Source organism: Pseudocitrobacter faecalis (assembly GCF_965231525.1).
Classification (GTDB): Bacteria; Pseudomonadota; Gammaproteobacteria; order Enterobacterales; family Enterobacteriaceae; genus Pseudocitrobacter; species Pseudocitrobacter faecalis.
In genome coordinates, this window is sequence record NZ_CBDDNJ010000002.1 from 70,994 (window position 1) to 92,749 (window position 21,756).

Genomic DNA, 21,756 nt, shown 5'->3' on the forward strand with positions numbered 1-21,756 from the left:
TTAGGGTAGAGGCGCTTTTTGTAGGCCGGATATGGCAAAGCCGCCATCCGGCATGGGGAAGGGAACTACTTAATCTTCATCAAACCCGGATTCAAACAGGGCGATAACCGCAGCCAGCGCTTCCACTTCCTGCGGGCCAGAGGCTTCAACTTCAATTTGTCGCCCTTTGGCCGAATCCAGCATCAGCAACGCAATGACGCTATTAGCTTCCGCTTCGGTGCCTTCGTCGTTGCGCAGCAGCACTTCCGCATCAAAACCCTGCATCAGCTCAAACAGCTTCATCGCGGGCCGGGCATGCATGCCCAGCCGATTGGTGATTTCAACGGTTTGCTTAACGGTCATGATTTACGTTTTTCCAGCGTCCGGTGACGAGACTGCACGTTCTTACCGCGTGAGCGGAAGTAGTCAGCCAGTTGTTCGGCAACATACACCGAACGGTGCTTACCGCCGGTACAGCCAATCGCCACGGTCAGATAGCTACGGTTATTGGTTTCCAGCATAGGTAACCATAGCTCAAGATAGCTGCGGGTCTGGTAGATAAAGTTATGCACTTCCGTATGCCTGTCGAGGAATGCGGCAACCGGTTTGTCGAGACCGGTCATCGGACGCAGTTTCGGATCCCAGTGCGGGTTCGGCAGGAAGCGAACGTCGAAAACGTAATCCGCATCGATAGGGATACCGTGCTTGAAACCGAAGGATTCAAATACCATCGTCAGCTCGCGCTCGCGTTTGCCCAGCAGACGAGTACGCAGCATTTCTGCCAGCTCGTGAACCGACATCTCGGAGGTATCGACGATAAGATCCGCGCGTGAACGCAGGGGCTCCAGCAGGTCGCTCTCTTTATCAATTGCGCTCTCCAGTGACAAGTTTTTGCTGGAAAGCGGGTGCAGACGGCGCGTGTCGCTGTAACGACGGATCAGGGTATTGCGATCGGCATCGAGGAACAGCAACTGTGGAGAAAATGCGTCCGGCAGATTTTCCATCGCTTTTTCGAAGATTTCCGGCGACTCCGGCATGTTACGCACGTCGATACTGACGGCAGCGGAGATCTCCCGGTCGGCCAGCGTTTTCGCCAGCTCAGGCAGCAGGACTACCGGCAGGTTGTCCACACAGTAGAAACCCATATCTTCCAGCGCCCGTAAGGCCACGGATTTACCCGAGCCTGAGCGGCCGCTGACGATCATCAGTACCATGTACCGTTTCTCCTCAGTACGAACTCATTTCCCTTACGCTTCATCACTGTTTTCCGTTTCGGTGATGATTTGGTAAAGCTCTTCGTCACTCTGCGCCGCGCGCAGGCGGCGGCAGATAGTTTTATCCGCCAGACGCTTCGCCACCAGTGAAAGCGTATGTAAGTGCGTTTTGGTTTGGTCCGCAGGCACCAGCAGGGCAAAGAGCAGGTCGACAGGCTGATTGTCGATGGCGTCGAACGCGATCGGCGTTTCAAGCTGCACAAAAACGCCCACGGCGCGCAGCGTATCTTCTTCCAGCTTGCCGTGTGGAATAGCGATGCCATTACCAATCCCGGTACTGCCCATTTTCTCGCGGGTGAGAATCGCTTCAAATACCACCTGCGGAGGCAGACCTAACTGCTTTGCCGCCAGTTCACTGATGATTTCCAGCGCACGTTTTTTACTCTGGCAGTGAACCGCACTGCGAGTACATTCCTGGTTAAGCACATTGCTCAGTTGTAGAGCCGAATCGTTATTTATCATAATTTCACCTAAGCATCGCCCGACACTTTACCGGCATCGGGCGACCGCCCGGACAATTAGTGTTGTTTCAGTTTATCTTTATGTTTATTAAGCTGCCGCGCGAGTTTATCGATCAACAGATCAATCGCGGCATACATATCTTGCCCTTCCGCGCTGGCATGAAGTTCGCCCCCGTTAACATGCAGGGTCGCATCCGAGATGTGCGCCAATTTTTCCACTTTTAACACAATATAGACCTGATTGATCCTCTCAAAATACTGTTCCAGCTTCACGAATTTCGTGTTGATGAAATCGCGCAGGGCTTCAGTGATTTCGACGTTGTGTCCAGTGATGTTGAGCTGCATAGTGTCTTCCTTATCAGTTGAGTCAGACCAGTTGTTTACGCTGGTTAGACGGCGGAATGGATAAAGACTCTCGGTACTTTGCAACGGTACGGCGGGCCACCATGATACCCTGATCGGAGAGCATAGAGGTCAGCTTACTGTCGCTCAGTGGTTTCGCGGGATTTTCCGCGGCAATCAATTTCTTCACCAGCGCGCGAATCGCCGTTGACGACGCTTCGCCGCCACCCTCCGTGTTCACGTGGCTTGAGAAGAAATACTTAAGCTCAAAAATGCCGCGCGGGCTATGCAAATACTTCTGCGTAGTCACGCGTGAAATCGTGGACTCATGCATCTCGACGGTCTGGGCGATATCCGCCAGTACCATCGGTTTCATATACTCTTCGCCGGACTCAAAAAACGCCTGTTGCTGCTCAACGATGCAGCGGCTGACGCGCAGCAATGTGTCGTTGCGGCTCTCAAGGCTTTTAATCAGCCACTTCGCATCCTGCAGATTGCTGCGAATAAACTGGCTGTCGGCGTCGTTACGGACGTTGTTACACATGCCCGCGTAGTGCTGATTAATTTGCAAACGTGGAATGCTGTCGGCGTTGAGTTCCACCACCCAGCGGCCACTGACTTTGCGCACCAGCACATCAGGAATAACGTACTCCGGCTCGCCAGTCTGGATCGACTGACCCGGACGCGGATCCAGTGACTGGATCAGATCCACCGCTTCTTTCAGCACGTCTTCTTTCAGACGGGTGACGCGCATGAGCGATCGGAAATCGTGGTTGGCAAGCAGATCGAGATGGTCGCTGATGATCAGGCGGGCTTCGGCGAGACGGGGTGTTTCTTTGGCAAACTGAGAGAGCTGGATAAGCAGGCAATCGCGGAGATCGCGGGCGGCGACGCCCACCGGGTCAAATCGCTGGATCCGTTTAAGCACAGCTTCAACTTCATCCAGACCGATTTCGTCATCACCCATGCTTTCAAGGATATCTTCCAGCGGGACGGTCAAATAACCGGTATCGTCAACGGCGTCGACGATGGAGGTGGCTATCGCGCGATCCGTATCGGTAAACGGCGTGAGTTCCACCTGCCACATCAGGTAATCCTGAAGAGACTGGGTGGTTTCGCCCTGATAGACCGGCAGCTCGTCGTCCTGGTAATCAGCACCGGTACCTGAAGGCGTCCCGGCGGTGTAAATTTCATCCCAGCTGGCATCGAGCGGCAGCTCTTCCGGCATATCTTTCTGTTCGAGCGCGTCGACGCTGTCTAACGTTTCGTTATCCGGTGTCTCTTTCGTGTCGATTTCTTCATGAATATCGGTTTGCTCAAGCAGGGGATTACTCTCCAGCGCTTGCTGAAGTTCCTGCTGCAGTTCCAGCGTCGACAGCTGTAACAAGCGAATAGCCTGTTGCAGCTGTGGCGTCATGGCGAGCTGTTGGCTGAGCCTTAATTGCAAACCTTGCTTCATGTTCAGTGCGATAATCTCCGGCTAACCTCTCTCATGCTTCTACCCTATCAGAGTCTGAAGTCTTCCCCAAGATACACACGTTTAACATGTTCGTCTTGTAAGATCTCTGTCGGGGTGCCGTGGGCGATAAGCTGCCCCTGGCTGACGATATACGCACGCTCACACACTGCCAGCGTTTCGCGGACGTTGTGGTCAGTGATTAACACGCCGAGACCGCTGTCGCGCAGGTGCTCAATGATGTGTTTGATATCGATAACGGAGATCGGGTCAACGCCCGCAAACGGTTCATCCAGCAGGATAAATTTCGGATTTGCGGCCAGCGCGCGGGCGATCTCGACGCGGCGGCGTTCGCCCCCGGAGAGCGACTGACCCATATTGTCGCGCAGGTGTTCGATGTGAAACTCTTCCATCAGCTCATTACAGCGGTCTTCACGCTGTTCGCTGGTGAGGTCGTCGCGAATTTGCAGCACGGCCATCAGGTTGTCGTAAACGCTGAGGCGACGGAAAATGGAGGCTTCCTGCGGCAGATAGCCAATTCCGCGGCGCGCACGGGCGTGCAGCGGCAGCAGGCTGATATCTTCGTCATCAATAATGATGTTGCCTGCATCGCGCGGCACGATACCGACTACCATATAAAAGGTCGTCGTTTTACCCGCGCCGTTCGGCCCAAGCAGGCCCACAATCTCACCGGAGTTGACGGTCAGACTGACATCCTCTACCACGCGGCGGCCTTTGTAGGCTTTAGCCAGGTTCTTTGCAATTAATGTCGCCATAACGAATTAGTTACTCTTCTTCTGTGCCGGAGCCTGGTCTTTGTTTTTGTCCTGCAACTGGGACGGAACCAGAACGGTCGTTACGCGTTTACCTTTTTCGCTAAACGCCTGCATTTTCTGTTCTTTAACCAGATACGTGATTTTGTCGCCCTTGATGTTGCTGTCGACTTGTTCCAGATACGCGTTGCCGGTCAGCACCACGAAATCACTTTGCAGTTCATAATGCATTTTGGCGGCATGGCCTTTCACCGGCTTGCCGTTGTCCTGCATCTGGTAGAAGGTCGCCGGGTTACCGTAACCGTCGATCACTTCTTTGCCCTTTTCACCGCCAGGGCGGGTCACCACCACCTTGTCGGCGTTAATTTTGATACTGCCCTGAGTCACAACAACGTTACCGGTAAAGGTCACGATGTTGCCCTGCATATCCAGCGACTGCTGATCGGATTCAATATGAATCGGCTGGTCAGTATCACCGGTCAGTGCCAGTGCCGGCAGGCTGGCTGCCAGCAGAGAACCGGCGAGCGCCAGCTTAAGGCTGAGTTTGTTTGTTCTGAATTTCATAGGAGGTTCTAACCTTTTCAATCAGCTCGGCGTTCTTGCTGCGTAAATTGCCGCGCATTTTCAGGCCGCTGGAATTAAATGTCGTTCCGTATAACGTCACCAAATCATCAGAGGTAACATCCTGGGTGACCAGGTTGATTTGGGCGTTATCCGTCGTAATTTTGCGCAATTGCGCGTCAGGGGTCAGCGCGTTAACTTCAACGTGACCGTAAAGGTACAGCATGCGATCGTTTGTCAGCTTCGCTTTATCGGCTTTGATTGACCAGGTCGGCACTTTGTCAGTGTCAAACGTGGTCAGTCGCGGCTGGGTAAACCACGAGATAGCGTCGTCGGAGAAATACTCGACGTGTTCTGCGATTAACCGATAATTCAACGCGCCTTCAGGGCTGTAGACCACCGTATCGGTATGTTCGCTTTTATAAGTTGGGTCATTGGCGTTGACAACCGCCTGGCCGTCATCGTCGTTACTGGCCAGATTGATGCCAATGAGGATAAGCGCCGCAAGCGAAAGCAGGATAATAACCCAACGTCTGGTTTTACTCATATCGATTGCCCTTTGGCTTCCTCTAACTTCCCTTGCGCCAGCAACAGGAGATCGCATACTTCGCGAACCGCGCCACGTCCACCGGCAATACGGGTGACGTAATCCGCACGCGGCAGCAACAGCGGATGCGCGTCATTGACCGCAACGCTTAAGCCCACTTCCGCCATGACCGGCCAGTCGATAAGATCGTCGCCCACATAGGCGACTTCATCGGCCTGCAAACCGAGCTTGCCGAGCAGCTCGCGATAGGCGATAAGTTTATCGGATTGCCCTTGATAAAGATGGGTAATTCCTAACGTATCACAGCGGTCTTCTAACAGTTTAGCTTTTCGCCCGGTAATGATGGCAACTTCGATTCCGGACGTCAGGGCGCAGCGAATACCGTAGCCATCACGCACGTTAAAGGCTTTCAGCTCTTCGCCATTATTCCCCATGTAAATCAGGCCATCGGACAGCACGCCGTCGACGTCGAGGATCAGCAGGCGAATTTTCGCCGCCTTCTCAATAAACTCGGTGCTCACCGGGCCGTAACAGGTTGCCACGGAAGTGACAGCATTACTCATTGTTTTTAATCCTTTTACACTACGCCTGCGCGCAGTAAATCATGCATATGGATGACGCCCAGCAGTTGATCGCCCTCGGCAACCAGCACGCAGGTAACGTGGCGCGACTGCATCAGGTTTAACGCATCAACGGCCAGCGTACCCGGACGGATACGAATGCCGCCTGGGGTCATCACATCGGCGATGCTCAGGCTACGTAAATCAGCACCGTTATCAAAGATACGGCGCAGGTCACCATCGGTGAAGATACCGTCGATCTTCATGTTTTCATCGCAAATGACCGTCATACCGAGGTTTTTGCGGGTAATTTCCAGCAGCGCATCACGCAAAGAGGCTTCTTTGTTGACGCGCGGAATTTCATCGCCAGTGTGCATAATATCGTTTACGCGCAGCAACAGCTTGCGACCGAGTGCGCCACCGGGGTGGGAGAGCGCAAAATCCTCGGCAGTGAAGCCGCGCGCTTTCAGCAACGCAACCGCCAGGGCATCACCCATCACCAGCGCCGCGGTGGTGCTGGACGTCGGTGCCAGACCCAATGGACAGGCCTCTTTGGGCACTTTCACGCACAGGTGGATATCCGCCGCGCGGCCCATGCTGCTTTCCGGGCGACTGGTCATGCAAATCAGCGGCACCTGCAATCGTTTCAGAACCGGGATCAACGCCAGAATTTCGTTTGATTCACCGGAGTTTGACAAGGCAATGACGATATCGTGCGGTGTCACCATACCCAAATCGCCGTGTGCGGCTTCACCCGGATGGACGAAGAACGCAGACGTGCCGGTGCTGGCAAAGGTCGCAGCCATTTTGCGGCCAATATGCCCGGATTTTCCCATGCCCATCACCACGACTTTACCGCTGCAATAAAAGATTTTTTCACAGGCGCGGCTAAAGTCGTCGTTGATGTATTGATCGAGCTGGGCCAAACCCTCGCGTTCAATCTCCAGCACCTCTTTCCCGGCTTTCTGGAAGTCAAAACCCGGTTGCAAATCGATTTGCGACATAATGTTATCCCGATTCATTCTACAAAGAGCGGCGTCGCCCACCAGAGCATCGCCAGCCATGCGATAAACCCGCCGGTTAAGAGCGCGCCCGCCACGCGGCCAATTTGTTGGCGTCGCCAGCACAGCAACGCAAAAATCACGCTCACGATAACCATCATTCCGTAGTCGCGGGTGAAGGCCAGAGGGTTAAACGCACCCGGCGCGAGCAGTGCCGGTATGCCCAACACAATGGCGATATTAAAAAAGTTGGAGCCAATGATATTACCAATGGCAATGTCATTTTCGCCTTTGCGCACGCCCGCGATTGCTGTCGCCAGTTCTGGAAGGCTGGTGCCCAGCGCAATGGCGGTCAGGCCGATTGTCAGCTCGCTCATGGCAAAGAAATTGGCCAGCACGGTGGCATTATCGACAACCATGCGTGTTGCCATCGGCATAATAATCAACGCGATACCGAGCCACAGGAACGCAACCGGCAGCGAACCTTCGCGGGGCAGTTCAGCGACCTGTTCGCGTGTCAGGCTGTCGTTTCCCTGACGTTCCGCCAGCCGGGCGATTTTAACGGTAAACAGCAGCCAAAGCACCGCCAGTGCGAGTAAAAAAACACCATCAAACAGTGATAATTCACCATCATACAACACATAGCCCGCCAGCAGGCTGACGATTAACATTAAGGGAACTTCGCGGCGCAGGATATCAGAATGCACGGTAAAAGGGTGCAGCAAGGCGGCAAGCCCGAGGATCAATAAGATATTAATGATGTTCGAACCAATGGCGGTGCCAATGGCTAAGTCGACCTGCCCGTGCAGTGCGGCAGCGGAAGAAACAATGATTTCCGGTAATGATGTGCCGACGCTGACCACCGTCAGACCAATAATCAACGGCGGAATGCCTACCGCGCGACACAGTATTGATGCGGAGTAAACCAGACGGTCGGCGCTGTAAACCACCAGAAGTAAACCAATTATGAACAGAGCCGTCGCTAAAAGCATTCAAAGTCCTTTCTTAAGGTATAATCGCTAGTCCGTAACGCCTGGTCGTAACGAATTCTTAATTTTGACTTTATGCGCTGTAAAAGTAAAACAAATGCCAGATTTCGTTAACCAAAGCAGAGTAGATTCTGTAAGAATGTCGGGTTTGGGGCTGGGAAGAATTCCATGCCCACCCTGTTAAGGTCCTGGTAAAGGGAAACGTATGAGCCAGAGTTTAGCGAATCTTGTTGATGTCCGGGGAATGAGCTTTACGCGCGGGAACCGTGTCATCTTTGACAATATCTCGCTTTCGGTGCCGCGCGGAAAAATTACTGCCATCATGGGGCCGTCCGGCATCGGCAAAACCACGCTATTGCGCCTGATTGGCGGGCAGATCCCACCGGACAGCGGCGAGATCCTGTTCGACGGCGAGAATGTGCCGGAGATGTCGCGCTCGCGCCTGTATACCGTGCGTAAGCGCATGAGCATGCTGTTTCAGTCCGGCGCGCTGTTCACCGACATGAACGTTTTTGACAACGTCGCCTATCCTATTCGTGAGCATACGCGCCTTCCTCCCGCTCTGCTGAAAAGCACGGTGATGATGAAACTGGAAGCCGTCGGCCTGCGCGGAGCGGCAAAACTGATGCCGTCAGAACTCTCCGGCGGCATGGCGCGACGTGCGGCGCTGGCACGCGCTATCGCGCTTGAGCCCGACCTCATCATGTTTGATGAACCGTTTGTCGGCCAGGATCCCATCACCATGGGCGTGCTGGTTAAATTGATTTCGGAACTCAATAGTGCGCTGGGTGTCACTTGTGTCGTGGTATCTCACGATGTGCCAGAGGTGCTGAGCATCGCCGATTACGCCTACATCGTGGCGGATAAAAAAATTGTCGCACACGGGAGCGCGTCGGCATTGCAGGAAAACGACGATCCTCGGGTACGCCAGTTTCTCGACGGCATTGCCGACGGGCCTGTGCCGTTCCGCTATCCTGCGGGCGACTACCGCCGCGATCTCTTAGGAACAGGGAGCTAACTTACTCATGCTGTTAAATGCACTGGCCGCGCTGGGCCATCGCGGGATTAAGACTCTCGCGACGTTTGGGCGCGCCGGGTTAATGTTATTCAATGCCATCGTCGGCAAGCCGGAGTTTCGCAAGCATGCGCCGCTGCTGGTGCGCCAGCTTTATAACGTTGGCGTGCTGTCGATGCTGATCATCCTCGTGTCCGGTGTGTTCATCGGCATGGTGCTGGGTCTTCAGGGGTATCTGGTGCTGACCACCTACAGCGCGGAAACCAGCTTAGGCATGCTGGTAGCGCTGTCGCTGCTGCGTGAGCTGGGGCCGGTGGTTGCCGCGCTGCTGTTTGCGGGCCGCGCAGGCTCCGCGCTGACCGCCGAAATCGGCCTGATGCGCGCCACTGAGCAGCTCTCCAGTATGGAGATGATGGCGGTCGACCCGCTGCGTCGTGTTATTGCGCCACGCTTCTGGGCGGGCGTTATCTCGCTGCCGCTGTTAACGATTATGTTCGTTGCGGTCGGCGTCTGGGGCGGCTCACTGGTTGGCGTAAGTTGGAAAGGTATTGACGCGGGCTTCTTCTGGTCGGCGATGCAAAACGCGGTGGACTTCCGTCTTGATCTGGTTAACTGCCTGATTAAGAGCCTGGTCTTTGCGATTACGGTTACATGGATTGCGTTATTCAATGGTTACGATGCGATCCCCACTTCTGCCGGGATCAGCCGGGCGACAACGCGCACCGTGGTGCATTCGTCGCTGGCGGTACTTGGGTTGGACTTTGTGCTGACGGCACTGATGTTTGGGAATTGAGTGAATGCAAACGAAAAAGAGTGAAATCTGGGTCGGTATCTTTTTGCTGGTTGCCATGCTGGCGGCGCTGTTTATCTGCCTGAAAGCGGCGGATGTCACCTCGCTGCGCGTGGAGCCGACATACCGCATTTACGCCACCTTCGATAACATCGGCGGCCTGAAAGCGCGTTCGCCGGTACGTATCGGCGGGGTCGTGATTGGTCGCGTGGCGGACATTACCCTCGACCCGAAAACCTATTTGCCGCGTGTGGCGCTGGATATCGAAGAGCGTTACAACCATATTCCGGATACCAGCTCGCTGGCTATTCGCACCTCCGGCCTGCTGGGGGAACAGTATCTGGCGCTGAACGTCGGATTTGAAGACCCGGAGCTGGGAACGTCTATCCTTAAGGATGGCGGTACTATCCAGGACACTAAATCCGCCATGGTGCTGGAAGATTTAATCGGTCAATTCCTTTACAACAGTAAAGGCGGTGACAATAAGACTTCAGGCGATGCGCAAAGCGCTGGCGAAGGACATACTGATGCTGCGACGCCTGCTGCTGGCTCGACGAATTAATTTCAGGAGACGTAACTCATGTTTAAACGCTTATTGATGGTCGCTATGCTGGTGATTGCTCCGTTAACCGCGGCAACGGCGGCTGACCAGTCCAATCCGTACAAGCTGATGAATGAAGCGGCGCAGAAAACCTTTGATCGCCTGAAAAACGAACAACCGAAAATTCGCGCAAATCCGAACTACCTGCGTGACGTGGTCGATCAGGAACTGCTGCCGTACGTGCAGGTAAAATACGCCGGAGCGCTGGTGCTGGGCCGTTACTACAAAGACGCGACGCCAGCGCAGCGTGACGCTTACTTCGCCGCATTCCGTGAATACCTGAAACAGGCTTACGGCCAGGCACTGGCGATGTACCACGGTCAGACCTACCAGATCGCGCCGGAACAGCCGCTGAACGATGCGTCTATCGTCCCAATCCGTGTGACCATCATCGACCCGAATGGTCGCCCGCCAGTGCGCCTGGATTTCCAGTGGCGTAAAAATACCCAGACGGGTAACTGGCAGGCCTATGACATGATTGCGGAAGGGGTGAGCATGATCACCACCAAGCAAAACGAGTGGAGCGATCTGCTGCGTACTAAGGGCATTGATGGCCTGACCGCACAGTTGAAATCTATCTCTAACCAGCCGATCACGCTGGAACAGAAAAAATAATGGAACAGTTAAGCTGGACGCGCGACGGGGAAATCCTGTCGCTGCACGGTGAACTGGATCAAGACCTGCTGATTCCCTTGTGGGAGGCCAGAGCAGAAGCCACGAACGGCGCAAAGGTGATTGATTTAAGTGGCTTAAACCGCGTTGATACCGCAGGCCTGGCGTTATTAATCCACTTTATCGAGCTGATCCGCCGTCAGGGAAATACTGCCAGCGTTAAGGGCGTAAGCGAAAACGTCGCCACGCTTGCCGGGTTGTATAATCTGCCAGCAGATATGATCCCATAATACTTTCAGTGCGTTATTGCTGTTGATTACTCTCAAAGCCCCATCAATCTGCACGATGGGGCTTTTTGATTGTTTAAGCCTGCGTCACTTTCCTCTAAGATGTTGGGCTGTTTTCTCTATCAGATAAAAATGTGAACCCATGGAAAATCATGAAATTCAGACCGTGCTGATGAATGCACTCTCCCTTCAGGAAGCGATCGTCTCGGGCGATGGCAGCCACTTTCAGGTTATCGCGGTGGGTGAGATGTTTGACGGCATGAGCCGGGTCAAGAAGCAGCAGACTATCTATGCCCCGCTGATGGAGTATATTGCGGACAACCGCATCCATGCCCTGTCAATCAAAGCGTATACCCCGCAAGAGTGGGCGCGCGACCGTAAACTTAACGGATTTTGAGCCATGGGTTCGCGTGCAAAAGCGTGAATCGATGGTGAGTATGACTTTTAACAGAGAACAGAATAATGGATAAATTCCGTGTTCAGGGGCCGACTAAGCTCCAGGGCGAGGTGTCGATTTCTGGCGCTAAAAATGCCGCACTGCCAATCCTCTTCGCCGCACTGCTGGCTGAAGAGCCGGTAGAGATTCAAAACGTTCCGAAACTGAAAGACGTTGATACGTCGATGAAGCTGCTGAGCCAGTTAGGCGCGAAAGTTGAGCGCAATGGTTCCGTGCACATCGATGCCAGCGGCGTGAACATCTTCTGTGCGCCGTATGAGCTGGTGAAAACCATGCGTGCTTCTATCTGGGCGCTTGGCCCGCTGGTTGCACGTTTTGGTCAGGGTCAGGTTTCACTGCCGGGCGGCTGCACCATCGGCGCGCGTCCGGTTGACCTGCACATCACCGGCCTGGAGCAGCTCGGCGCGACCATCAAGCTGGAAGAAGGCTATGTAAAAGCATCTGTCGATGGTCGCCTGAAAGGGGCGCACATCGTAATGGACAAAGTGAGCGTTGGCGCCACCGTGACCATTATGTCGGCTGCAACCCTTGCCGAAGGCACCACCATCATTGAAAACGCCGCGCGCGAGCCGGAAATTGTCGACACGGCAAACTTCCTCGTTGCGCTGGGCGCGAAAATCAGCGGCCAGGGCACCGATCGCATCACCATCGAAGGCGTTAAACGCCTGGGCGGCGGCGTATACCGTGTACTGCCAGACCGTATCGAAACCGGTACGTTCCTGGTGGCCGCGGCCATCTCTCGCGGCAAAATTATCTGCCGTAACGCGTGCCCGGAAACGCTGGACGCCGTGCTGGCGAAACTGCGTGAAGCCGGTGCTGAAATTGAAGTCGGCAGCGACTGGATAAGCCTGGATATGCACGGTCAGCGCCCGAAAGCGGTAAACGTGCGTACCGCGCCGCACCCAGGCTTCCCGACCGACATGCAGGCGCAGTTCACCCTGCTGAATATGCTGGCGGAAGGTACCGGTGTGATCACCGAAACCATCTTCGAAAACCGTTTCATGCACATTCCTGAACTGATCCGTATGGGCGCTCGTGCGGAAATCGAAAGCAACACCGCTATCTGTCACGGCGTTGAGAAACTCTCTGGCGCCCAGGTGATGGCGACCGATCTGCGCGCGTCTGCAAGCCTGGTGCTGGCAGGTTGCATCGCAGAAGGTACCACCATTGTTGACCGTATCTATCACATCGACCGTGGCTACGAGCGCATTGAAGACAAACTGCGCGCGCTGGGTGCGAATATCGAACGTGTGAAGGGCGAGTAATCGTTCTGCTGGCAACGCCTCTTACGCGCTGCGTGAGAGGCGTTGTGCTTTCTGACGTTTATTTCTTCGACTGGCGCATCGATTGCGTCTTATCAATAAACTGATGCGTGATGGGGTCGTGATAGCGTGACGGCCAGATGACCCACGGTTCAGTCCCTAACGCTTTAGCGATAATCAGCTCACCCTTCGGCCACGGGCGTGAAAGCACATTGGCAAGCGTCGAGGAACTCAGGCCGTTTTTGCGTGATTCCGCGGCCATTGTCGTACCTTTCTTGCGCAGACCCGCGATGATATCCGCAGGGTGCCAGTCGATAAACTTATCCATGTTACCTCCCTGTTCAGAAGCTAAATTGCTCGTGAAAACAATACGGGAGTACTATAGCGCTTTCTGTTGGTAAGCTCTAAAAAGTTCATGTAACGCGATGCGAAATTCAGAAAACATCAAGTTGCTGACATTATCAGGCGCCGGTTATCATTTTTTTGGATTTTACTGGAACTCTCCCGCCGAATGCACGGGAGAGACAGGGGATCAGTGGTCGCGTTGAACGGCGATGTGAGCGAGGGCGATAAGCGCATCGCGCCATGGGGAATCCGGCAGCGGAGAGAGGGCGGCAATGGCTTTATCCGCTTCCTCCTCGGCGCGCTGACGCGTCCACTCCAGCGAGCCACAGGCCGCCATTGCTTCCAGAACCGGTTCCAGCAGATGTCGCCCGTTACCCTGCTCAATCGCGCCGCGAATCAGCAGTGCTTGTTCAGGGGTACCGTTACGCATAGCGTGCAGCAGCGGCAGCGTCGGTTTGCCCTCGTTGAGGTCATCGCCGACGTTTTTGCCGAGCGTCTCGCCATCGGCGCTGTAATCCAGTAAATCATCGATTAACTGGAAAGCGGTACCGAGATAGCGCCCATAATCCTGTAAGCCTTTCTCCTGCTCTGGCGTACAGCCTGCAAGCAGGCCGGAGCATTGGGACGCTGCTTCAAACAAGCGCGCGGTTTTGCTGTAAATCACGCGCATGTAGTTTTCTTCGGTGATGTCCGGGTCGTTGACGTTCATCAACTGCAGAACTTCGCCTTCTGCAATCACGTTCACCGCTTCCGACATCACTTCCAGCACCTTCAGCGATCCAAGGCTTGTCATCATCTGGAACGCGCGGGTGTAGATAAAATCGCCAACCAGTACGCTCGCAGCGTTACCGAAAGCAGCGTTCGCGGTCGCTTTCCCGCGACGCATGTCGGATTCATCCACCACATCGTCGTGTAGCAGCGTGGCAGTGTGGATAAACTCAATCAGCGCGGCGATGGTGACATGGGCATTTCCCTCGTAGCCGACAGCGCGAGCTGCCAGTACGGCGATCATAGGGCGTATGCGTTTTCCACCGCCACTGACGATGTAATAACCCAACTGATTGATGAGCTGAACATCTGAGTTGAGCTGTTCAAGAATCGTTGCATTGACACCCGCCATATCCTGCGCGGTTAACTCATTGATTTGTTGTAAATTCATCGCAAAAGCCGGGCTTAATGTCCTGTTTACCACTTATCCATACGGGATAATGAAGGTTTTACGTTAGAGTTGTGGTACTGATTGTACTGAAAAAACGGCTCAGATAAACGTTACCGTGAAAGTTGTGTTTTTTTTCTGCATGTATTGATGGTAGCACTTGTCAAAGGCTCGCGTTTTGCGTAATATTCGCGCCCTATTGTGAATATTTATAGCGCACTCTGAATCACACGATTAATGTGCGCGGAAGCGGAGTTCTATATGTACGCGGTTTTCCAAAGTGGTGGTAAACAACACCGAGTAAGCGAAGGTCAGACCGTTCGCCTGGAAAAGCTGGACATCGCAACTGGCGAATCTGTTGAATTCGCTGAAGTTCTGATGATCGCAAACGGTGAAGAAGTCAAAATCGGCGTTCCTTTCGTTGATGGCGGCGTAATCAAAGCTGAAGTTGTTGCTCACGGTCGTGGCGAGAAAGTTAAAATCGTTAAGTTTCGTCGTCGTAAACACTACCGTAAGCAGCAGGGCCACCGTCAGTGGTTCACTGATGTGAAAATTACTGGCATCAGCGCCTAAGACCTGAGGAGAGATTTAAATGGCACATAAAAAGGCTGGCGGCTCAACTCGTAACGGTCGCGATTCAGAAGCTAAACGTCTTGGCGTTAAGCGTTTCGGTGGCGAAACCGTTCTGGCGGGTAGCATCATCGTTCGTCAGCGTGGCACCAAATTCCACGCTGGTAACAACGTAGGTTGCGGTCGTGACCACACTCTGTTTGCTAAAGCAGACGGTAAAGTGAAATTCGAAGTTAAAGGCCCGAACAACCGTAAATACATCAGCATCGTTGCTGAGTAAGGTTTTCGTGGTCCGGTAACGGATTAAAGCCCCGCACTCGTTGCGGGGCTTTTTACATTCGACGCCCGGAAAATCACAGTGGTCTCAGGCAGGGAATCCGGTATGAAGCAGCAGGCAGGTATTGGTATTCTTTTGGCGCTCACCACGGCGATATGTTGGGGTGCTTTGCCGATAGCAATGAAGCAGGTGCTGGAGGTCATGGAACCGCCTACCGTTGTCTTCTATCGCTTTTTAATGGCCAGCATTGGTCTCGGCCTCATTCTGACGGTGAAGCGTAAGCTACCGCCGCTGCGAATTTTCCGTAACCCGCGTTGGCTGGTGCTTCTGGCAATTGCAACGGGCGGCCTGTTTGGGAACTTTGTTCTCTTCAGCTCCTCGCTACAATATGTCAGCCCGACGGCCTCGCAGGTGATAGGGCAGCTCTCACCCGTTGGGATGATGGTTGCCAGCGTATTTATCCTCAAAGAGAAAATGCGCGGTACGCAGATTGTGGGCGCTCTCATGCTGGTTTGCGGGCTGGTGATGTTCTTTAACACCAGTTTGATTGAGATTTTCACGCGCCTGACCGATTACACCTGGGGTGTTATCTTCGGCGTTGGGGCGGCGATGGTCTGGGTGAGTTATGGCGTCGCGCAAAAGGTGTTATTGCGACGGCTGGCGTCACAACAGATCCTGTTTTTACTGTACACTTTATGTACGATTGCGCTGCTGCCATTGGCAAAGCCAGCGGTTATCCATCAGCTCAGCGACTGGCAGCTGGCCTGCCTGATTTTCTGTGGGCTGAACACGCTGGTTGGCTATGGCGCACTGGCGGAAGCCATGGCTCGCTGGCAGGCGGCGCAGGTGAGTGCGATTGTGACGCTCACCCCACTGTTTACACTGTTGTTTTCAGATTTATTATCAATGGCCTGGCCCGATTTCTTCGCCAGACCGATGTTAAACCTTATCGGTTATCTCGGTGCGTTTGTCGTGGTTGCGGGCGCAATGTATTCCGCCATTGGTCACCGTCTTTGGGGACGGTGGCGTAAGCGTGAGGCGGTTGTAGTTGTTCCCCGCTCAGGCGAATGATTTACGGAGAGTAAAATGAAGTTTGTTGATGAAGCAACGATCCTGGTTGTAGCAGGTGATGGCGGTAATGGTTGCGTAAGCTTCCGCCGTGAAAAATACATTCCACGCGGTGGCCCTGACGGTGGCGATGGCGGGGATGGCGGTGATGTCTGGCTGGAAGCGGACGAGAACCTGAATACCCTGATTGACTACCGTTTCGAAAAATCTTTCCGTGCTGAACGTGGCCAGAACGGCCAGAGCCGTGACTGTACCGGTAAGCGCGGGAAAGATGTCACTGTGAAAGTGCCGGTTGGTACGCGCGTAATCGATCAGGGCACCGGCGAAACCATGGGTGATATGACCAAACACGGTCAGCGTCTGATGGTAGCGAAAGGCGGCTGGCACGGTTTGGGTAACACCCGTTTTAAATCGTCTGTTAACCGTACTCCGCGCCAGAAAACGATGGGGACGCCGGGCGACAAACGTGACCTGCTGCTGGAACTGATGCTGCTGGCCGACGTCGGGATGCTGGGGATGCCGAACGCCGGTAAATCGACCTTCATCCGCGCCGTGTCTGCGGCGAAGCCGAAAGTGGCGGATTATCCGTTTACCACCCTGGTGCCAAGCCTGGGCGTGGTGCGTATGGATAACGAGAAGAGCTTTGTGGTTGCCGACATCCCGGGGCTGATCGAAGGTGCGGCAGAAGGTGCTGGCCTGGGTATCCGCTTCCTGAAACACCTTGAGCGTTGCCGCGTTCTGCTGCACCTCATTGATATCGCGCCAATCGATGGTTCCGATCCGGTTGAGAACGCCCGCATTATTGTCGGTGAACTTGAGAAGTACAGCGAAAAACTGGCTGGCAAGCCACGCTGGCTGGTCTTCAACAAGATCGACCTGATGGATAAAGCGGAAGCTGAAGCGAAGGCTCAGGAGATTGCCGACGCGCTGGGTTGGGAAGGTAAACATTACCTGATCTCCGCCGCCAGCCAGCAGGGCGTAAAAGACCTGTGCTGGGATGTCATGACCTTTATCATCGAGAACCCGATTGTTTCTGCAGAAGAAGCGAAACAGCCAGAGAAAGTCGAGTTCATGTGGGATGACTACCACCGCCAGCAGCTTGAAGAAGCGGCTGTTGAAGAAGATGATGAAGACTGGGACGATGATTGGGACGAAGACGACGAAGAAGGCGTTGAGTTTATTTACAAACGTTGATTCAGCGTTGAGTTGAGAAAAGGGCCGATTTTATCGGCCCTTTTTCTTTATGAAATCTGAAAATAACTGATAAGAAGCTATTTATAATAATGCGGGGTTTATAATCTCTTTTTTGAGAACATTTAGAAGGGATTATGTTGGAATCATTTGTAGAACTGATATTATCTTTATTAATATCGGTTATAGCTATGTTTATATATAGAGTAAGAGGTAGGTACCATACTTTTTATTCATTGATGATGATTGTTTTGTTCGGTATAGAATGCCTGCTATGCATGTTTTGGGTGGGCTGTTATTACTTTACAGGTGAAGGGATTAATGACTCAGTTATATTCACATTAACCAGATCGTTGACAGGTGTTGGTATCTCAGAGTATTTAATTTCACTGGCTGTAACGTTGGTGGTTTTTATTAGTTTGGTACTGGTTATATTTAAATGGATATTGCATTGTCCAAATCATACTACTGGTAGATGGTTTTATTCTGTGTTTTCCATCGTCTTAGCAGTTATGGCCATTGTAATTTCTCCCACTTTCGTCCAGTTACAAACATACAATAAGCCTCCTGAAAAAGTCGATGGCTCAGATTTTGATAAATACGTTGTTATACCAGAGGGGAAACTTACCCAGGCGAAATACAATCTTGTGTATATCTATGGTGAAAGTTTAGAAAGAACATATTTCGACGAAAGTACCTTCCCTAATTTAATGCCTGAGTTGACGAGTATAAAAGAGATGGGGTTAGATTTCACAAATACTGAGCAATTTCCGGCTACAGATTTTACTATTGCAGGTATTGTTGCTTCTCAATGTGGATTTCCTCTTTTGGCTCCAGCCGATCTTAGCGGAAAAAACGCCAGTAACGGATTCTTTTCTAATTCAATTTGTCTTGGTGATATTCTTAAAAATACAGGGTATGAAACATGGTTTATTCAGGGGGCTGATTTAAGATTTGCGGATAAAAATATATTTTTCAAAACTCATGGTATTGACAATGTTTGGGGATTGCAGGAGTCTGAGTATGTCAAAGACTCAAGTAAGCAAAATGAATGGGGGTTATATGACGATATAGTTTTAGATAAAGTATGGGACAAGTTTGAAACGTTATCAAAAAATAACAAACCATTTGCTATATTTACACTTACACTCGATACTCACCCACCGCATGGCTATATTTCTCCAGAGTGTAATACCCCCGTTTATGTTAAAGATGGAGGGGAAGTACCGGCATTGACTGCTGTAAGATGTAGTCAGTCTCAGATAGCCAGGTTGATACATCGTATTCAATCCTCGCCGTGGTCTAAAAATACAGTAATAGTGTTATCATCAGATCATTTAGTCATGCCTAACATGACGGTTGCTGTCGATTATTTGAATAAAATGACCCGCAGGGATCTGTTTGTTATATTAAAAGATGGTGTTGCTCCCAGGAAAAAAGATGAACGGCGTAGTACTCTGGACAATGGGGCGACTGTACTTGAAGCGCTAGGTGGGGGCAATGCGCTTGGACTCGGTCGTAGTTCGTTGAGTCAACCCTCTCTTGCCACTATTTTCCCAGATTTCAAAAATAAACTTTTAGCATGGGGGCCAGGCATTCGATCTCGTTGGGGTGTGCCGGATAAAATTGATGAATTTAAAATTGATTTAGTTAAGAAAAAAATTGCTTTTGACAATTATGAATATAACCTTCCGATAATCCTTGAGATAACAAGAGACAAAGTATGGCCTGTTGTGGATGATGGGTTAGTATATGGTTTCTCTCTTCGCAGAACATTAGGTTTTTTACCTGTTGGTGAGCACTATATTTGGGTTGATCAATGTTTAAAAATGGCATCGTTGGGTGGAGATGCACAAATCAACATGCCAGGGTGGTGCATTGCGCAGGGTTACACAGGAAATAAACCTGTTATAGATAGAATATCAGCAGGTGAGTATTCAGGGAAAGCTTCTTATAATAAATCCGCAATAGACAGTAAGTTGTATAAAAAAACGCAAGATAATTTATTAAAACCGGAATATGAGATAAAATATGATTCTGCAAAATTTATCTTTGCCGCAGACGGTACCCCTAAACAGATAAAGTCTATTGCAGGGCTAAGTCATACAGAGAGCTGGGGGCGTTGGTCTGATGCTGTTTTAGCTGATAAAGTCGCGATCACTTATGAAAAACCTTTACCGAAATCATTTGATGTAGAGTTAAAAGCTAAGGCTTATGGCAAAAATATTGGACAGGAGATCAATGTAAGCGTTGGCGATTGCTCAAAAAATATGAAGCTTGGCGAGAAACTCTCCACTGTCAAAATACATTTTGATAATGTTAACAATGCCGATACCTTGATAATCACCCCTCCATTCCCTGAAATAACAAATGATGATAACTTCCTGGGATTCCATCAGAGTGCCCCTCCCAGAAAGTTAGGTGTAGGATTCGCCGAGCTCAGAATAATTCCACCAGAGTAACTAGTAGGGCGCAACTCCTGGTTCTAAAAAGGCGCAAATTCATGCGCCTTTTTAACATCAATTATTCTGGTAAATGTCCTTATACAACCGACTCTCAAACCGCACCAACGGAATGCGCCTGTTACGCTGGTCTGCCGGTGACACCGCATAGCCAGAAAGGTACTGCACGAACGCCATACGCTGACCGCTGGCGGTAGTAATAAATCCCGCCAGGTTATATACCCCCTGCAGCGAACCCGTTTTAGCGGACACTTTGCCGTCCACGCCAGCCTGATGCAGACCTGCACGATATTGCAGAGAACCGTCATGCCCGGCGAGCGGCAGCATAGAGATGTAGTTCAGTTCATTATCATGCTGGGCAATATATTGCAGCACCTGCATCATTGTCGCCGGGGCGATCAGGTTATGCCGTGAAAGCCCGGAGCCATCGGCGATAATCGTATTGCCCAAATCGACGCCCGCCTGCTGGCGCAGGATCTGACGTACCGCATCGGAACCCGCGCGCCAGGTACCTGGCACGTTAAACCGCACGTGGCCAATCATACGGAAAACTGTATCGGCAATCATGTTATCCGATTTTTTCAGCATAATTCGCAGCAGATCATGTAATGGCGCAGATTGCTTGCTGGCGATAACGGTACCTGGTTCGTTCACCAGCGTCTGACGAAGTAGCGTGCCGCTGTAGGTAATTCCTGCCTGCTTCAGTTCATCTTTAATGATGGCTCCGGCGTAGCTGGCGCCATCCTGAATTGCAAAAGCCAGAGGCAGTGGTTCGGAACGCTGTGGCAGACAGCCGGTAAGCGTATAGCGATTGAGATCGCCTGGCACCACATCCAGTTCACAATACTGCGCTTCCGGCGAACCTTTCGCCAGCGTGCGAACCTGGCTGAACATGGTCACCGGGTAATAAGACGCAACGCGGATAAACGCGAGATCGTTCGCTTTTTGCGCACTATAAAGTGAAATCGAAAAACAGTTGCGATCGACAATGGCCGCAGCGGGCGGGGCACTGAAGCATTGGGTCATATCGTTCCACGGCCAACCGGGGGCTTTGTCGTGGCTGGCGAAAATCGAAGTATCAATGAGTACATTACCTTCGATTCGCTGCACACCTGCTTTCTTGAGGTTCGCGACCATATTGCGAATATCCTGGCGTTTTAACGTCGGATCGCCGCCAAATCGTGCTACCAGGTCGCCTTTCAGTGTGCCATCATCAATGCTGGCTTTACTCTCAAGGGTGGTGGTAAAGCGGAAGTCGGGGCCAAGCTGTAGCAATGCCGCGAGCGCCGTGATCACTTTCTGCGTACTGGCAGGCAGCGCCATCTGCTGGCTGTGGTAGTCAATCTCTGGCGCTGCAGCGCCCACTTTTTGCACCATAAAAGCAAGATTGGCCCCTGCGGGAAGTTGACTCGTATACTCTTCAACATTCGCGGCCTGGACGCTAAACGCTATACTGGTGGTCAATCCAATGATAAATCTGGAAAATCGCATAATCCCGCGCTAACAACCTGGAAACAAGCCGACATACTACGGCGCAACGCCCTGTAAAGTAAACGATGACCCATAGTGAACTTCAGGGTAAAATGCGTATCAAATGAGAAATTGCTGCTGACCTGGGACTTTGTACCCGGGTCGGTTTTCTTTTGCTTCTGGCCTGGCCGCGTGGCGTTGTCAGGCGGGCTGAGAGCCAGAGTGGGGTGAACTGCTCCCAACAGGAATG

General features: G+C 52.3%; 26 protein-coding genes. 12 read left to right on the forward strand and 14 right to left on the reverse strand.

Translation table 11 applies throughout. From position 1 onward, the window contains the following. Positions 1–69: 69 nt before the first annotated feature. Genes npr through ACOXYR_RS00990 form a run of 11 tightly spaced genes read right to left on the reverse strand, consistent with a single transcriptional unit; the run spans position 70 to position 7,946 of the window. A complete protein-coding gene (gene npr / locus ACOXYR_RS00940) occupies positions 70–342 on the reverse strand; it encodes a PTS phosphocarrier protein NPr (protein WP_015962820.1) in 273 nt (90 codons plus the stop codon). After that, positions 339–1,193 carry an RNase adapter RapZ gene (gene rapZ, locus ACOXYR_RS00945; protein ID WP_015962821.1) on the reverse strand — a complete coding sequence of 285 codons (855 nt, stop codon included), beginning with the start codon at positions 1,191–1,193 and terminating at the stop codon, positions 339–341. Before rapZ ends, npr begins: the two co-directional genes overlap by 4 nt. Before the next feature lie 33 nt (positions 1,194–1,226). Further along, positions 1,227–1,715: a PTS IIA-like nitrogen regulatory protein PtsN gene (gene ptsN, locus ACOXYR_RS00950; RefSeq protein ID WP_108474952.1), complete on the reverse strand. Its 489-nt coding sequence runs from the start codon at positions 1,713–1,715 to the stop codon at positions 1,227–1,229. 56 nt (positions 1,716–1,771) lie between these two features. Beyond that, positions 1,772–2,059 carry a ribosome hibernation promoting factor gene (gene hpf, locus ACOXYR_RS00955; protein ID WP_108474953.1) on the reverse strand — a complete coding sequence of 96 codons (288 nt, stop codon included), beginning with the start codon at positions 2,057–2,059 and terminating at the stop codon, positions 1,772–1,774. A 22-nt stretch (positions 2,060–2,081) separates the two neighbouring features. Then, positions 2,082–3,515, reverse strand: coding sequence for an RNA polymerase factor sigma-54 (rpoN, locus tag ACOXYR_RS00960; protein ID WP_108474954.1), 1,434 nt, complete (start codon positions 3,513–3,515; stop codon positions 2,082–2,084). A gap of 47 nt (positions 3,516–3,562) precedes the next feature. Then, positions 3,563–4,288 carry an LPS export ABC transporter ATP-binding protein gene (lptB, locus tag ACOXYR_RS00965; RefSeq protein ID WP_108474955.1) on the reverse strand — a complete coding sequence of 242 codons (726 nt, stop codon included), beginning with the start codon at positions 4,286–4,288 and terminating at the stop codon, positions 3,563–3,565. A gap of 6 nt (positions 4,289–4,294) precedes the next feature. Further along, positions 4,295–4,849 (reverse strand): lipopolysaccharide ABC transporter substrate-binding protein LptA, encoded by a 555-nt coding sequence (gene lptA, locus ACOXYR_RS00970; protein ID WP_108474956.1) that lies wholly within the window; start codon positions 4,847–4,849, stop codon positions 4,295–4,297. Then, complete coding sequence (gene lptC / locus ACOXYR_RS00975) at positions 4,818–5,393, reverse strand: LPS export ABC transporter periplasmic protein LptC (protein WP_108474957.1); 576 nt, start codon at positions 5,391–5,393, stop codon at positions 4,818–4,820. The genes lptA and lptC overlap by 32 nt, the downstream gene beginning before the upstream one ends. Beyond that, on the reverse strand, positions 5,390–5,956 hold the full coding sequence (gene kdsC / locus ACOXYR_RS00980; RefSeq protein WP_108474958.1) for a 3-deoxy-manno-octulosonate-8-phosphatase KdsC: 567 nt from the start codon (positions 5,954–5,956) through the stop codon (positions 5,390–5,392). The genes lptC and kdsC overlap by 4 nt, the downstream gene beginning before the upstream one ends. Positions 5,957–5,970: 14 nt before the next feature. After that, entirely contained in the window at positions 5,971–6,957 is a 987-nt protein-coding gene (gene kdsD / locus ACOXYR_RS00985) for an arabinose-5-phosphate isomerase KdsD (RefSeq protein WP_108475144.1), read from the reverse strand. A gap of 14 nt (positions 6,958–6,971) precedes the next feature. Further along, positions 6,972–7,946 carry a calcium/sodium antiporter gene (locus ACOXYR_RS00990; protein WP_108474959.1) on the reverse strand — a complete coding sequence of 325 codons (975 nt, stop codon included), beginning with the start codon at positions 7,944–7,946 and terminating at the stop codon, positions 6,972–6,974. Between the two features lie 202 nt (positions 7,947–8,148). On the opposite strand from ACOXYR_RS00990, the gene mlaF reads away from it, so the two are divergent. The 7 genes from mlaF to murA all read left to right on the forward strand — a co-directional run bounded on the left by mlaF (position 8,149) and on the right by murA (position 12,970). Further along, on the forward strand, positions 8,149–8,961 hold the full coding sequence (gene mlaF / locus ACOXYR_RS00995) for a phospholipid ABC transporter ATP-binding protein MlaF (protein ID WP_113858901.1): 813 nt from the start codon (positions 8,149–8,151) through the stop codon (positions 8,959–8,961). Positions 8,962–8,968: 7 nt separating this feature from the next. Beyond that, positions 8,969–9,751: a lipid asymmetry maintenance ABC transporter permease subunit MlaE gene (mlaE, locus tag ACOXYR_RS01000; RefSeq protein ID WP_015962832.1), complete on the forward strand. Its 783-nt coding sequence runs from the start codon at positions 8,969–8,971 to the stop codon at positions 9,749–9,751. A 4-nt stretch (positions 9,752–9,755) separates the two neighbouring features. Continuing rightward, a complete protein-coding gene (gene mlaD, locus ACOXYR_RS01005) occupies positions 9,756–10,310 on the forward strand; it encodes an outer membrane lipid asymmetry maintenance protein MlaD (protein WP_015962833.1) in 555 nt (184 codons plus the stop codon). Between the two features lie 18 nt (positions 10,311–10,328). After that, entirely contained in the window at positions 10,329–10,964 is a 636-nt protein-coding gene (mlaC, locus tag ACOXYR_RS01010; RefSeq protein WP_015962834.1) for a phospholipid-binding protein MlaC, read from the forward strand. Next, positions 10,961–11,251 carry a lipid asymmetry maintenance protein MlaB gene (gene mlaB / locus ACOXYR_RS01015; protein WP_189624244.1) on the forward strand — a complete coding sequence of 97 codons (291 nt, stop codon included), beginning with the start codon at positions 10,961–10,963 and terminating at the stop codon, positions 11,249–11,251. The genes mlaC and mlaB overlap by 4 nt, the downstream gene beginning before the upstream one ends. 139 nt (positions 11,252–11,390) lie before the next feature. After that, positions 11,391–11,645, forward strand: a complete 255-nt coding sequence (gene ibaG / locus ACOXYR_RS01020; protein WP_015962836.1) for a BolA family iron metabolism protein IbaG — start codon at positions 11,391–11,393, stop codon at positions 11,643–11,645. A gap of 65 nt (positions 11,646–11,710) precedes the next feature. Then, positions 11,711–12,970: a UDP-N-acetylglucosamine 1-carboxyvinyltransferase gene (murA, locus tag ACOXYR_RS01025; RefSeq protein ID WP_015962837.1), complete on the forward strand. Its 1,260-nt coding sequence runs from the start codon at positions 11,711–11,713 to the stop codon at positions 12,968–12,970. 58 nt (positions 12,971–13,028) lie between these two features. Here murA and sfsB read toward each other — a convergent pair whose 3' ends face one another. After that, positions 13,029–13,295 (reverse strand): DNA-binding transcriptional regulator SfsB, encoded by a 267-nt coding sequence (gene sfsB / locus ACOXYR_RS01030; RefSeq protein WP_108474964.1) that lies wholly within the window; start codon positions 13,293–13,295, stop codon positions 13,029–13,031. 204 nt (positions 13,296–13,499) lie between these two features. Next, positions 13,500–14,471 (reverse strand): octaprenyl diphosphate synthase, encoded by a 972-nt coding sequence (gene ispB / locus ACOXYR_RS01035; protein ID WP_108474965.1) that lies wholly within the window; start codon positions 14,469–14,471, stop codon positions 13,500–13,502. Between the two features lie 258 nt (positions 14,472–14,729). On the opposite strand from ispB, the gene rplU reads away from it, so the two are divergent. The 5 genes from rplU (at position 14,730) to opgB (ending at position 20,036) form a co-directional block, all read left to right on the forward strand. Continuing rightward, entirely contained in the window at positions 14,730–15,041 is a 312-nt protein-coding gene (rplU, locus tag ACOXYR_RS01040) for a 50S ribosomal protein L21 (protein WP_003025032.1), read from the forward strand. A 19-nt stretch (positions 15,042–15,060) separates the two neighbouring features. Then, positions 15,061–15,318: a 50S ribosomal protein L27 gene (gene rpmA, locus ACOXYR_RS01045; protein ID WP_007673187.1), complete on the forward strand. Its 258-nt coding sequence runs from the start codon at positions 15,061–15,063 to the stop codon at positions 15,316–15,318. Positions 15,319–15,420: 102 nt separating this feature from the next. Continuing rightward, the gene (locus tag ACOXYR_RS01050; RefSeq protein WP_108474966.1) at positions 15,421–16,386 is read left to right on the forward strand and encodes a DMT family transporter; all 966 of its coding nucleotides are present in this window, start codon (positions 15,421–15,423) and stop codon (positions 16,384–16,386) included. Positions 16,387–16,401: 15 nt separating this feature from the next. Further along, complete coding sequence (cgtA, locus tag ACOXYR_RS01055; RefSeq protein WP_113858904.1) at positions 16,402–17,577, forward strand: Obg family GTPase CgtA; 1,176 nt, start codon at positions 16,402–16,404, stop codon at positions 17,575–17,577. A gap of 134 nt (positions 17,578–17,711) precedes the next feature. Continuing rightward, positions 17,712–20,036: a phosphatidylglycerol--membrane-oligosaccharide glycerophosphotransferase gene (opgB, locus tag ACOXYR_RS01060; RefSeq protein WP_421355429.1), complete on the forward strand. Its 2,325-nt coding sequence runs from the start codon at positions 17,712–17,714 to the stop codon at positions 20,034–20,036. A 57-nt stretch (positions 20,037–20,093) separates the two neighbouring features. Here the strand turns inward: opgB and dacB are convergent, their stop codons facing one another. Further along, positions 20,094–21,527: a serine-type D-Ala-D-Ala carboxypeptidase gene (dacB, locus tag ACOXYR_RS01065; RefSeq protein ID WP_108474969.1), complete on the reverse strand. Its 1,434-nt coding sequence runs from the start codon at positions 21,525–21,527 to the stop codon at positions 20,094–20,096. Positions 21,528–21,756: the final 229 nt, after the last annotated feature.